This is a genomic window from Halomonas nitroreducens, assembly GCF_003966155.1.
Taxonomy (GTDB): domain Bacteria; phylum Pseudomonadota; class Gammaproteobacteria; order Pseudomonadales; family Halomonadaceae; genus Halomonas; species Halomonas nitroreducens.
The window spans coordinates 58,658-71,414 of the sequence record NZ_RXNS01000013.1 but is presented as its reverse complement, the minus strand read 5'-3'; the positions used below and the strand labels follow the sequence as shown (position 1 = coordinate 71,414).

General features: G+C 67.9%; 13 protein-coding genes. 1 reads left to right on the top strand and 12 read right to left on the bottom strand.

What is annotated here, in order from left to right:
* Positions 1-69: 69 nt before the first annotated feature.
* The 11 genes from EKG36_RS14015 to cofG form a co-directional block, all read right to left on the bottom strand.
* Positions 70-1,464: an NAD(P)(+) transhydrogenase (Re/Si-specific) subunit beta gene (locus EKG36_RS14015; RefSeq protein WP_126485152.1), complete on the bottom strand. Its 1,395-nt coding sequence runs from the start codon at positions 1,462-1,464 to the stop codon at positions 70-72.
* A 3-nt stretch (positions 1,465-1,467) separates the two neighbouring features.
* Positions 1,468-1,755 carry an NAD(P) transhydrogenase subunit alpha part 2 gene (locus EKG36_RS14010; protein ID WP_108446994.1) on the bottom strand — a complete coding sequence of 96 codons (288 nt, stop codon included), beginning with the start codon at positions 1,753-1,755 and terminating at the stop codon, positions 1,468-1,470.
* Positions 1,755-2,918, bottom strand: a complete 1,164-nt coding sequence (locus tag EKG36_RS14005) for a Re/Si-specific NAD(P)(+) transhydrogenase subunit alpha (protein WP_126485150.1) — start codon at positions 2,916-2,918, stop codon at positions 1,755-1,757. The genes EKG36_RS14010 and EKG36_RS14005 overlap by 1 nt, the downstream gene beginning before the upstream one ends.
* Positions 2,919-2,950: 32 nt before the next feature.
* On the bottom strand, positions 2,951-4,183 hold the full coding sequence (locus EKG36_RS14000; RefSeq protein WP_126485148.1) for a Zn-dependent hydrolase: 1,233 nt from the start codon (positions 4,181-4,183) through the stop codon (positions 2,951-2,953).
* A gap of 143 nt (positions 4,184-4,326) precedes the next feature.
* Entirely contained in the window at positions 4,327-5,331 is a 1,005-nt protein-coding gene (locus tag EKG36_RS13995; protein WP_126485146.1) for a TIGR03842 family LLM class F420-dependent oxidoreductase, read from the bottom strand.
* 55 nt (positions 5,332-5,386) lie between these two features.
* Entirely contained in the window at positions 5,387-6,055 is a 669-nt protein-coding gene (npdG, locus tag EKG36_RS13990; RefSeq protein WP_126485144.1) for an NADPH-dependent F420 reductase, read from the bottom strand.
* Positions 6,052-6,909, bottom strand: coding sequence for a coenzyme F420-0:L-glutamate ligase (cofE, locus tag EKG36_RS13985; protein ID WP_126485142.1), 858 nt, complete (start codon positions 6,907-6,909; stop codon positions 6,052-6,054). Before cofE ends, npdG begins: the two co-directional genes overlap by 4 nt.
* Positions 6,834-7,547, bottom strand: coding sequence for a 2-phospho-L-lactate guanylyltransferase (gene cofC / locus EKG36_RS13980; protein WP_126485140.1), 714 nt, complete (start codon positions 7,545-7,547; stop codon positions 6,834-6,836). Before cofC ends, cofE begins: the two co-directional genes overlap by 76 nt.
* Positions 7,538-8,515, bottom strand: coding sequence for a 2-phospho-L-lactate transferase (gene cofD / locus EKG36_RS13975; RefSeq protein ID WP_126485138.1), 978 nt, complete (start codon positions 8,513-8,515; stop codon positions 7,538-7,540). Before cofD ends, cofC begins: the two co-directional genes overlap by 10 nt.
* Positions 8,512-9,729, bottom strand: coding sequence for a 5-amino-6-(D-ribitylamino)uracil--L-tyrosine 4-hydroxyphenyl transferase CofH (gene cofH, locus EKG36_RS13970; protein WP_126485136.1), 1,218 nt, complete (start codon positions 9,727-9,729; stop codon positions 8,512-8,514). The genes cofD and cofH overlap by 4 nt, the downstream gene beginning before the upstream one ends.
* A 28-nt stretch (positions 9,730-9,757) precedes the next feature.
* Entirely contained in the window at positions 9,758-10,888 is a 1,131-nt protein-coding gene (gene cofG, locus EKG36_RS13965) for a 7,8-didemethyl-8-hydroxy-5-deazariboflavin synthase CofG (protein WP_126485134.1), read from the bottom strand.
* A gap of 298 nt (positions 10,889-11,186) precedes the next feature.
* Here cofG and ald point away from each other — a divergent pair, with 298 nt between their 5' ends.
* Positions 11,187-12,302, top strand: coding sequence for an alanine dehydrogenase (ald, locus tag EKG36_RS13960; protein ID WP_126485132.1), 1,116 nt, complete (start codon positions 11,187-11,189; stop codon positions 12,300-12,302).
* A 57-nt stretch (positions 12,303-12,359) separates the two neighbouring features.
* Here ald and EKG36_RS13955 read toward each other — a convergent pair whose 3' ends face one another.
* Positions 12,360-12,746 (bottom strand): RidA family protein, encoded by a 387-nt coding sequence (locus tag EKG36_RS13955; RefSeq protein WP_126485130.1) that lies wholly within the window; start codon positions 12,744-12,746, stop codon positions 12,360-12,362.
* Positions 12,747-12,757: the final 11 nt, after the last annotated feature.

Genomic DNA, 12,757 nt, shown 5'->3' with positions numbered 1-12,757 from the left:
TGTTCCTGCGTAAGAGGTTCACGGTGGGAAAGCGGGGGCCAAGGGCCCCCTTTCATGTGACGACCCAGCTCAGGCGGCCTCGTTGAGGGCCCCCGTGAGATCGAGGATCGCCTGCTTGCCGTCGCCGAAGAGCATCAGGGTGTTGTCCTTAGCGAACAGCGGGTTGGGCAGGCCGGCAAAGCCCGGGCTGAGACTGCGCTTGACCACGACCACGGTACGCGCCTGGTCGACGTCGAGGATCGGCATGCCGTAGATGGGGCTACCCTTGTCCTCGCGGGCCATGGGATTGGTGACGTCGTTGGCGCCGATCACGATTACCACGTCGGTCTGGGTGAAGTGCGGGTTGATCTGCTCCATGGGCTGCATCTTGGCGTAGTCGACCTCCGCCTCGGCGAGCAGCACGTTCATGTGCCCCGGCATGCGCCCTGCCACCGGGTGCAGGCCGTAGATCACCTCCGCTCCGCGGCGCTCCAGCGTATCGGCCAGGTCGCGGACCGCGTGCTGGGCCTGGGCCATGGCCAGGCCGAAGCCCGGGACGATCACCACCCGCTGGGCGGTTTCGAGCAGCATGCCGACTTCCTCCGCCGAGGAGGACTTTACCTTGCCGGCATAGACCTCGTCGGCGTCCATGGCCTCACCGCCTTCCTCGGAGAGCGAGCCGAACAGCACGCCGGCCAGGGAGCGGTTCATGGCCACGCACATGATGCGGGTCAGGATCAGGCCGGAGGCGCCCACCAGGGCCCCGGACACGATCAGCACGGTGTTGCCCATGATGAAGCCGGCGGCGGCGGCGGCGATGCCCGAGTAGGAGTTCAGCAGGGCGATGACCACCGGCATGTCGGCCCCGCCGATGGGCACGACCAGGGTCACCCCCAGCACCAGGGCAATGGCGGTCAGCACCAGCACCAGGCCGATGCCGCCGTTACCCGCGGCCAGGGTGGCGACGATGGCCAGTGCGGCGACGAGCAGCGCGCCGTTGACCAGCGTGATGCCCCTGAAGCCCATGGGGCTGCCGGGCAGCAGTTCCTGCAGCTTGCCGAAGGCCACTGCGCTGCCCGTAAGGGTCACGGCACCGATCAGCACCGTCAGGCCGATCGCCGTGAGGCCGACGATACCGGATGCGGCCACCGGGCCGCTGGTGGAGAGGAAGCTGGCCACGGCCACGGCCAGCGAGGCGCCGCCGCCGAAGCCATTGAGCAGCGCCACCATCTGCGGCATGGCGGTCATCTGGATGCGGGTGGCCAGCAGCACGCCGATCGCGGCCCCGAGGATGGCGCCGGTGAGAATCCAGCCGTAGGACAGGATCGACTGATCCAGCAGGGTCACCACCACGGCCAGCAGCATGCCGATGGCTGCCATCAGGTTGCCGCGCACCGCGGTGCGTGGCCGCGTCAGGCCCTTGATGCCGCCGATGAACAGCACGGCGGAGAGCAGGTAGCAGAGATTCACGAATGACAGGCTCATGGCTTAGCCCCTCCGACTGAACATGCGCAGCATGCGGTTGGTGACCATGAACCCACCCACTACGTTGATGGTGGCGAGGGTCACGGCAATCATGCCGAGCACCGACACCCAGAGGCCGCCGACCTCCCCCGAACCGGCGGCGAGCAGGGCCCCCACCAGGGTGATGCCGGAAATGGCGTTGCTCCCCGACATCAGCGGGGTATGCAGGGTGGCCGGGACCTTGGTGATCAGCTCGACCCCCAGGATCACGGCCAGCACGAACAGCGACACTTGCATGATGATCATGTCCATCACGCCACCTCCTCGCTGGCCTTGACGGGAAAGGAGAGGCGCTTGCGTATGCGTGTAGCGCGAACCTGGCCCGCGTGGGTCACCACGGTCTCGTCGAGGATCTCGTCCTCGAAGTCGAGGTGCAGGCCCCCCTGGTCATCCAGCAGGTGGCGCAGCAGGTTCTCGAGATTGCGGCCGTACATCTGGCTGGCATGGTGGGGCAGGGTGGCGACGAGGTTGCGCGGGCCGATGATGGTGACTCCATAGACGCTGATCACCTCCCCCGGCTGGGTCAGCGCGCAGTTGCCGCCGCGTTCGGCGGCGAGATCGACGATCACGGCGCCGGCCTTCATGCCCTTGACCATCTCCTCGGTGATCAGCACCGGCGCCTCGGCGCCGGGGATCGCTGCCGTGGTGATGACCACGTCCTGCTGGGCCAGTACCGCCCCCATCTGGGCGCGCTGGCGATCGAGGAAGGCATCATCCTGTTCGCTGGCGTATCCGCCCTGTCCTTCGGCGGCCGAGGTGTCCAGGTCCAGCTCGACCGGCTTGGCGCCCACCGAGAGGATCTGTTCCCGGGCGGCGGGGCGAACGTCATAGGCCTCCACCACGGCGCCCAGCCGCTTGGCCGTCGCGGCGGCCTGGAGCCCGGCCACCCCGGCGCCCATGATGAAGACCCGGGAGGGATTCAGGGTGCCGGCGGCGGTCATCATCATCGGGAAGATGCGCGGCGCCTGAGCGGCGGCCAGCAGGACGGCCTTGTAGCCGGCGAGGGTGGCGATCGAGGACAGCGCGTCCATGCTCTGGGCGCGGCTGATGCGGGGCACCAGCTCCAGCGCGAGGGTCGTGATGCCGCGCCTGGCCAGGTCGCTGAAGCGGTCGGAATGGCTGAGCGGATCCATCAGGCCGATACAGACGTGGCCCTCCCGCAGGTCGGCCAGGCCCTCCTCGTGGGAGGCGTCGACGCAGAGGATGATCTCGCCCTTGTCCAGCAGCTGGGCACGCGTCTCGAGGATCTCGGCGCCGGCCTCGCGATAGCTGGCATTGGGGAAGCCGGCGGCGTCGCCGGCGCCGGTTTCCACGAAGACCTGACAGCCGCGGCCGGTCAGGGCCGAGACGTTCGTGGGGGTCACGGCCACCCTGGCTTCGCCAGGATGACGCTCCCGCATGACGGATAGTCGCATTGTTGTTCTCCAGGGTTCCTAGGGACTTGTCATCAATCGTTGGCGCGTTCCAGCACCGCCTTGAGCAGGACGTCGCAGCCGGCGGCCAGGTCATCGGCATCGGCGCGCTCCAGCTCGTTGTGACTGATCCCGTCCTCGCAGGGCACGAAGATCATCGAGGTGGGCGCGACCCGCGAGATGTAGCAGGCGTCGTGGCCGGCACCGCTGACCATCTCCCGATGGCTGAGGCCGAGGGCCTCGGTGGCCTTGCGCACCGAGGCCACGCAGTCACGGTCGAAGGGTACCGGCGGCGAGTGCCAGATCTGCTCGAAGTCCATCTCCAGCCGGAGGTCCTCGACGATGCGCCGGGCGCCTTCCCGCAGCGCCTGGTCCATCCGCGCGAGGACCTCGGCATCGGGGTGGCGGAAGTCGACGGTGAAGAACACCTGGCCGGGAATGACGTTGCGTGAGTTGGGGAAGACCTGCATCAGGCCGACGGTGGCGCAGGCATTGGGCTGGTGCTCCATGCCGATGCGGTTGACCATGTCGACGATGCGGGCGGCGCCCACCAGGGCATCGCGACGTGTCGGCATGGGCGTCGGGCCGGCATGGGATTCCTGGCCGGTCAGCGTGACCTCGTACCAGCGCTGGCCCTGGGCATCGGTCACCACGCCGATCCGCTTGTCCTCCGCCTCGAGGATCGGGCCCTGCTCGATATGGGCCTCGAAGAAGGCCTTGAAGGGGCGGCCGCCGACCTCGGCACTGCCGGCATAGCCGATACGCGCCAGCTCCTCGCCCATGGTCTTGCCGTCCAGGTCGGCGCGGCTGAGGCCATACTCCAGGTCGAAGGCGCCGGCGAAGACGCCGGACGACACCATGGCCGGCGGGAAGCGCGAGCCTTCCTCGTTGGTCCATACCGAGGCCTCGATGGGCGCCCGGGTCTCGATGCCGTTGTCGTTCAGGGTGCGGATCACCTCGAGCCCGGCGAGCACGCCATAGACGCCGTCGAACTTGCCGCCGGTGGGCTGGGTGTCCAGGTGGCTGCCCATCACCACCGGCGGCAGCGAGTCGTCCTGGCCGGCCCGGCGCGCGAAGATATTGCCCATCTTGTCGACGCTGATCGTGCAGCCGGCGGCCTCGCACCAGCGCACGAAGAGGTCGCGTCCCTGCTTGTCGAGGTCGGTCAGCGCCAGGCGGCAGCAGCCGCCCTTCTCGGTGCCGCCGATCTCGCCCATTTCCATCAGGCTGTCCCACAGGCGCTGCTTGTTGGTGCGGATGTCGTGCATGATGTGCCTCGCGAAACGTTGTCCGAATACCGTGGCTTCGTGAACAGGGCGCAGGGGCCCTTTGCCAGGCCCGGTGAGGGGCGTGGCCCTGTCGCGTCTAGGGTTGGAAGGGTGGCCGGTGGCGTCGCCACCGGCCACCTGGGTCAGTCGCGGAAGCGCGGGATGATGTGCTCGCCGTACTGGGCGATGATGTTTTCCTCGTCGCCGTTATCCAGGTAGATGTTGAAGTGGGTCATGCCCGCTTCTTGGAGGTGCTGCAGCTTGGTGACATGGTCATCGGGCTGGCCCAGCACGCAGAAGCTCTCGACGATCTCCGGGGTGATGAAGTCGAGGTAGGGGTTGTCGCTCTGGCCATGCTTGGAGTAGTCATAGCCCTTGCGCTTCTCGATGTAGTCGGTGAGGCTCTTGGGCACCAGGCCGCTGTCGGTGCCGTATTTTTCGACGATATCGGCCACATGGTTGCCGACCATGGCCGGGAACCACTTGGTGGACTCGATGCAGCTGGCCTTGTCGCCGAAATAGGCGGGAGCGGCGACGATGACCTTGTAGTCGGCCATGTCACGACCGGCCTCGTGGCCCGCCTTGACGGCCTGGTTGCCAAGCCACTCGACCAGGTAGGGGTCGCCGATCTGCAGGATCACGCCATCCCCGACTTCGCCGGCGGTCTTGAGGGCCTTGGGGCCATAGGCGCCGATATGCACCGGCAGCTCATAGCCATCGGCCCAGGGGAACTGGACCGGTTCCGGACACTCCCCGTAGATCACTTCCTCGCCGCGTACCATGGCCTTCACCTTGTGGGTGAACTCAGCCACCCGGGCCAGGGGGGCGGGCTTCTTGCCCATCACCCGCACCGAGCTGTCCCCGCGGCCCAGGCCGATATCGAAGCGCCCGCCGCTCTGCTTGGCCAGGCTGCCGAAGAGGCTCGCCGCCAGCGACCAGTCGCGGGCATTGGGGTTGGTCACGCAGGGAGCGAAGCGCATCTTGGTGGTGTGTTCCATGCACATGGCGATGGCCGGATAGCACTCGCGCCACAGGATGTGCGAGTCATAGAACCAGCAGTAGTCGAAGCCGGCCTCCTCGGCCTGCTTGACCAGCTTGCGGGCGCGGTCGGGGCTGACGAAGCCCTTGAAACAGATACCGAATTCCATTGTCGTGTTCCTTCTGTTGTGATTGTTGGTCGTGCTCACCATGGCGCGTGGGACCTCAGGCCCCTGGGGCCCAGATGCGGATCCCCGCATGGGTAAAGGGCACCTTCTTCGAGATGTTGAGGCGGATCAGGATGGGGGTGATGGCCTCGATGCAGCGGGCGTTGACGGCCGGCCCGGCGTTGTAGGCCTGCACATCCAGCTTGCGGATCAGGTCGATGACGCGCTCCTTGGCCGCCAGGTCATTGCCGCAGACCAGCACGTCGCAGTTGATGCCGTGGTCCAGGTTGTTGAGGGTGGTGGCCGAGACGTTGTGCAGGGCGCCGACCACCGGGACGCTGTCACCGAGCAGGGCCTGGGCGGCCTCGGTGGCGGAACCAGCGGGCGGCATGTCCACCGCCTTGGGGTCGCCCTCGGCCAGGGGCACCACGATGTCAATCAGGGTCTTGCCCTCCAGCAGGTCGCGGATCGCCTCCAGGGTGGCGTCATGGGCCGCGTAGGGCACCGCCAGGATGACCATCTCGTCGGCGGCGGCCACCGCGCCGCGCAGGTCCTCCCCATCGATGGCCGCCGCCCCGCCGGCCAGCTGGGCCTGGAGCTCGTCGGCGACCGCCTGGGCGCGCCCGGCGTCCCTCGAGCCGATCACTACCGGGATGCCGGCCCTGGCGAAGCGCAGGGCCAGGCCCCGGCCCTGGGAGCCGGTACCACCAAGAATTGCAATACTCATCGGAACAGGTCCTCTTGTTGGGGGCGTATCAGGTCACGTGCCGAGCTGTCGCTGGCATGCCAATCGATGCCCCGGAACAGCACCACCGGGGTCTTGTCACTCTTGCCCATCAGCAGGCCCGAGGCCGCCGCCAGCTCGTCGGCCAGGGCCGGCATGGTCACCGACAGCACGCGGCCGAAGGCGTCCCGCTCGCCGACCAGGTCGATCTGGCTGGGCACCCGGGCCAGGCCGATGGCCACGTTGACCAGGCCCATGCGCCAGGGGCGGCCGAAGGTGTCGGTGATCACGATGCCCAGGCGTACGCCGAAGGCAGCCTCGAGGCGCTCGCAGAGCCGGCGGGCACTCTGGTCGGGATCTTCCGGCAGCAGGATGATGGTGTTCTCGGCACCGACGTTGGACTCGTCCACCGCCGCATTAGCGCAGATGAAGCCCAGGCGGTGTTCGGCGATCAGGGTGCCTTCCGTCTGCTGGGGGCGCTTGACGGCGCGCACCACGCGGCGGGATTCCCCGAGGATGGCCTCGACCTTGCGCGGGTCCTTGTTGACCTGCGCGGCCAGCTCGCGGGCCTTCTGACCCGGGGTGATGTCGGCCAGGGCCACCACCCGGCCCTCCGCCTTGGAGACGACCTTGTGGGCGATCACCAGGATGTCGCCGTCCCGCAGCGGCTGGCCGCTACGCGACAGGGTCTCGACCAGGATCTGCGCCAGGTCGTCCCCCGGGGCGATGTCCGGGATGCCGGCCACCGTCTGCATGGCGATGTTGCCGTGGCGGGACGGGCTCAGGGTGTCGTCAGCCAGGCGGCCCACGGCGTCATCGATGACGGGCTCAGGTGGCGTGTCGAGCAGAGGTTCCATAGCTTCACCAGCTCCTGCGGCGCATCGCCGCTGTGTTGACGAACGAGGGTATCCAGGGTGTCGAGGTCCTCGGGGGTATCGAGGTCGAAGCGCAGGTGGTCGAGGTCCAGTATCCGGTAGGGCACGCCCCGCTGGTGAGCCGCCTGGCGGTGCGCCTCGCTCGAGCGCTCGCCGAAGCAAAACGGCAGCACATCGGGAGGCGAGGTCAGCAGGGCGTTGGTGCCGCCGTCGCTGGCCGGGCAAATCAGTACCGAGGGGCCGGGCCGGGGAGCACCGAGCAGCTCGCGCAGTTCGGCCTCGTCGAGATGGGCGATATCCGCCGGGACCAGCAGCTGGGCCGCATAGCCCCGCCGGCGGCTCCATTCGGCGGCCAGGGTGGCCGCGGTGGAGAGTCCTCGAGGACGGGGCTCGCGCAGCACGGCGGCGTCGTAGCGGCGCGCCAGGTCGTCGATGACCGGCGAGGCGGTGACCACCAGCAGGTCATGCTCGGGCAGCCGCTCGCGAAAGAAGGCCAGGGTGCGTTCGCACAGCCGTCGCGCCAGCGCCGAGCGGCGGTCGGGGGCCAGGACCTGGCCGAGGCGGCTCTTGGCCTCGCCGAAGTCCTTGACCGGGATGACGATCAGGGTGTCTAGGGACATGACAGGGCCTCGTCTTGCGGATGCGGCTGTCCGGCGAACGCCAGGACCTCCCTGGCCAGGCGTGCCTTGTCGGCAGCGCCGGTCATCAGGGTCCGGGTGATCTTCAGCGCGAGACCCCGCTTCGCCAGGGCGGTGGCGTCGCCCGCGTCCTGCGCATCGATCACCAGGCCGTCGATCAGTCCGGCATAGCTGTCGGCCACGCCCAGGTTGCTGCAGGCGAAGCCGGCGGCGACCAGCATGCGGTCGGCGGGCCCCTTGACCGTGCGCCCGCCGATCAGCGGCGAGACCGCGATGCGCCGGGCGTGGCTGCGCTCCACGGCCTGGCGCACGCCGGGGATCTCCAGGATGGGGGCGATGCTGACCACGGGATTGCTCGGCGCGATCAGCAGCAGGTCGGCGGCCTCGATGGCGGCCAGGGCCTCGGGGGTCGGGCGGGCCTCGGCGAGCCCATCGATGTGGATATCGAGGACCTCGGGGCGGCACTGCTCGCGGACGAAATACTCCTGGAAGGCCAGCCAGCCTGCCGCCGTCTTGACCCGGGTCTGCAGGCGATCATCGGTGGGCAGCACCAGGTTGAGCGTCACTCCCAGGCTCTGGGCGATGCTCTGGGCGATGGCACTCGGCCGAAGGCCCTGGCGGCGCAGCTCGGTGCGGTAGATGTGGGTGGCGAGGTCCTGGTCGCCCAGGTACATCCAGGTGTCACGCCCCAGCCGCGCAAGGCCGTCCAGCACGCGGTGACTCTCGTTGGCCAGGCCCCAGCCCTTCTCGCGGTCGATGAGCCCGGCCAGGCTGTAGGTCAGGGTGTCGATGTCCGGGGAGACCCAGAGGCCATGGAATTCCTGGTCGTCGGCCACGTTGCCGATCACCGTCAGCTGCTCCGGCGCGCAGACGGCGGTCAGGCCGACGGCGAGCTTGGCGCCCCCCACGCCGCCAGCCAGCAGCGTGATGCGTGGCTGGCCCCCGCTCATCCCAGGCCTCCCGCCACCCGGGGCAGGCTCGACGCCGGTGCCGGGGCGTCGATGATCTCGAGATGACGATAGAGGGTGTTGCGGCGCACCGGCTGGCGGCCCATCCGTCGGATCATGCGGGCCAGGTCGTCGGGCCGCATCTCCTGGCCATGATCGCCGCCGGCGGCCCGGGAGATGCTCTCGTTCATCAGGGTGCCGCCGAGATCGTTCACGCCGGCGGCCAGCATCTCGCGGGCCAGGTCAGGACCCAGCTTGACCCAGGAGGCCTGGATGTTGTCGATCCAGCCGTTCAGCATCAGCCGGGCCACGGCATGCATGCGGATATGCTCGAGACGGCTGGGCCCCGGACGGACTCCCTCGTGCTCCAGGAACAGCGGGGTCTTGTAGTGGACGAAGCCCAGCGGCACGAACTCGGTGAAGCCGCCGGTCTCCTTCTGGATCTCGCGCAGCAGGGCCAGGTGGGCGGCCCAGTGCTCCGGCCCGTCGATATGCCCGTACATGATGGTCGAGGTGGTGGGCAGGCCCTGGCGGTGAGCCGTCTTGATGATCTCGACCCACTCGGCGGTGGTCAGCTTGTCGCGGGTCAGCTGCTGGCGGATCTCGGTGTCGAGAATCTCCGCGGCGGTGCCGGGCATGGAGCCGAGGCCATGGTCGACCAGGTCGCGGATGAAGTCGTCGTAGCCGAGGCGGCTCTTGCGGGCGCCGAACCAGATCTCGAACGGCGAGAAGGCATGGATGTGCATGTCCGGCAAGGCGCCCTTGATGGCCTTGAGCATGTCGCGGTAGAAGTGGCCCGGAATGTCCGGGTGCAAGCCGCCCTGGATGCACACCTCCGTGGCGCCGCGGTCCCAGGCTTCCTGGGCCCGTCGGGTGATTTCCTTGAGGTCGAAGAACTCGGCGTCTGCATCGCCCTTGCGCTTGGCGAAATTGCAGAAGCGGCAGCCCATGTAGCAGACGTTGGTGTAGTTGATGTTGCGGGTGATCACGAAGGTGGCGGCATCGCCGACTCGCTGTGCCCGCAGCCGGTCGGCGGTCGCGGTCAGGGCGTCGAGTTCGGCCCCCTCGACACCGAACAGGCGGATGGCGTCGGCTTCGCTCAGTTCCTGCCCGCCCAGGACGCGTTCCAGAATGCCGCGTATGGACGCTCCCACCCCGGCCCGATACAGCTCGTCGGGGAAGGGGGAAAGGCGATTCAGACTAGTGCTGCTGGTCATGGAGGCACTCCTGCTCAGGGGCGTGTGGTCAGAGGCACTGCTGCAGTGCCAGGCCATCCGCGCGGGCGATGCCGGATAGCCGGGAGGCGATGGAGGGCGTGAAGAACTGCTCCGGCGCCTGCCTCAGGTAGCGGGGGTAGACCGCCAGGCGTTCCTCCAGCCCAAAACCGCAACGGGCCGTCGCCTGGCGCAGGGAGGCGATCTGGGGCCAGGCGCGCTCGGGATTGATGTGATCGATGGTCACCGGCGAGATGCCACCCCAGTCGTTGATCCCGGCGTCGATATAGGCCGCGAAGCGTTCCGCGAGATTGGGCGGGGCCTGGAGGCTGATCGAGGGATCCAGCAGCAGGCGGGCCAGCACCAGAGTGCGCACCATGTCATCGAGGCTGGGTTCCGGGCTCCCTGCCATGGCCGTGCCGGGCTTGGCCCGGAAGTTCTGGACGATGACTTCCTGGATATGGCCGTAGCGACGATGCAGGTCGTTGATGGCCTGCAGGCTGTCGACCCGCTCCGCCCAGGTCTCGCCGATACCGATGAGGATGCCGGTGGTGAAGGGCACGCCCTGGCGCCCCGCCCGCTCCAGGGTCCGCAGGCGCTGGACGGGCACCTTGTCCGGGCAGGCAAAGTGGGCCTCGCCACGCTGCAGCAGGCGCCGGCTGACGTTCTCGAGCATCATGCCCATGCTCACGCTGACTGGCTTGAGCCTTGCCACGTCAGCGTCCGACAGGGTGCCGGCATTGACATGGGGCAGCAGCGAGCTCTCGTCCAGCACCCGGGCACACATCTCGGCGAGGTAGTCGATCATGCTGTTGTGCCCCAGCGCCGCCAGGGCCTCCCGGGCTTCCGGATAGCGCAGTTCCGGCTTCTCGCCGAGGCTGAACAGCACCTCCTTGCAGCCCAGGCGCTCCCCCTCGCGCACCACCGCCATGACTTCCTCGGGACGCATCACTCGGGCTGCCTCGGAGCCCGGCTTCTGCACGAAGGTGCAGTAGCCGCAGTCGTCGCGGCACATGTTGGTCAGCGGGACGAAGACCTTGCGGGAGTAGGTGAGGGTTTTACCCCATTGCCGATCACGCAGCTGGGCCGCACGAGCGGAGAGAGTCTGGAATTCGCTATTCGGCGCCGTTTCCAGCGCCAGTGCCTGCCGACGGGTCAGCATGATAAGCAGCGCCTCCTGTTGTTGTTGTGCGCTTGTCTTGTGTTCTGCTTGGCATGACGCGGTCTGCGTTTTTACCAAATGGTAAATTCCAATCTAGAGCACTTTTTTCCATTTGGTCAAACTTTTTTTGACTGACGCTTCGGGCCTCTCTGCGGCGGCCCTCGTGGAGGGGGCAGGGCGATAGAAAGGTAAGCATTTGCTGTCATGAGCTTAACGATTCATGCGTTTAATCCCGCGGAGGGACGGCTCAGGCTGAGGTCGTCAATCCTCCAGCCCATGACGACAACCAGGAGCGCGCATGCATATCGCCGTCCCGAAAGAAATCAAGAATCATGAGTACCGAGTGGCCCTGACCCCCTCCGGGGCCCGTGAACTGGTCGGTCGCGGCCATCGCGTTACGATCCAGGCCGGGGCGGGAGATGGGGCCGGCTTTGCGGATTCGGCCTTCGAGACGGCCGGGGCGTGGATCGAGCGCGACGTGGCGGCGCTATGGCATGAGGCCGAGCTGATCCTCAAGGTCAAGGAGCCCCAGCGCGAGGAGGTGGCCTGTCTGTCCGCCGGCCAGACGCTCTTCACCTATCTGCACCTGGCGGCCGAGGAGAATCTCACCCAGGGGTTGATGGAAAGCGGGGCCACCTGCATCGCCTACGAGACCATCACCGATCGCCAGGGCGGGCTGCCCCTGCTGGCGCCGATGAGCACCGTGGCCGGGCGCATGGCGGTGCAGGCCGGAGCCCACAGCCTGGAGAAGGCCCAGGGCGGCGCCGGCATCCTGATGCCCGGGGTGCCGGGGGTCGCGCCGGCGAGGGTGGCGGTGATCGGAGGGGGCGTGGTCGGCGAGAATGCCGCGCGGATGGCCCTGGGGCTGGGCGCGGAGGTCACCGTGCTGGACAGGTCCATTGCGCGTCTCGAGCAACTCGATGACCGCTATCAGGGACGCATGAAGACGCTGTATTCCACCGCCGATGCCCTGGAGCAGGTGGTGAGGGAGTCCGACCTGGTCATCGGTGCCGTGCTGGTCCCGGGGGCGGCAGCGCCCAAGCTGATCACCCGCGAGATGCTGGCCGACATGAAACCGGGGAGCGTGCTGGTGGATGTGGCCATCGATCAGGGCGGCTGTTTCGCCACCAGCCGGGCGACCACCCATGCCGAACCGACCTATCTGGTCGATGGCGTCGTGCATTACTGCGTGGCGAACATGCCCGGCGCCGTCGCCCGCACCTCCACCCAGGCGCTGACCAATGCCACCCTGCCCTACATCATCTCACTCTCTGACAAGGGCTGGCGGCAGGCCCTCGCCGATGATCCCCACTTCCTGGCGGGGCTCAATGTCCATGATGGACGAATCACCCATGCGGCGGTGGCGGAGGCGTTCGGTCTGAGAGGCCGGGCGGCCAGCCTGGTGGTGAGCTAGTCATGTGACTCGGGAGCGGTGCGACGCGCCGCTCCCGTTCGGTGATGGGGGCCTGCTTCAGGCCGCGTCGGACGTCACCGCGGCATAGGCCACCATCTCCACGCGCATCGCCTCCCGGGCGAAGCCGGAAACGATGATGGCGGCCCGGTTGGGGTAGGGTTCGCGCACGTACTCGGCGTAGACGCGGTTGACCGTGGCCAGATCCTCCCGGGCGGTGACATAGATCAGCACCTGAGTCAGGGCCGCCATGCCGGCGCCGGCCTTCTCCAGGGTGTGGGCGAGGTTGTCCAGGGTCTGGCGGGTCTGGGCCTCGATGCCGCCCTCGACCACCTGGCCGTCCGCGCCGATGGGAATCTGGGCGGTGAACAGGATGCCGTTGCCGACGACGGCCCATTCCAGGGGCGCCTGGGAGGCGAAGAGGTCGGTGCGTACGGGATGAATCATCGGGGATGTCT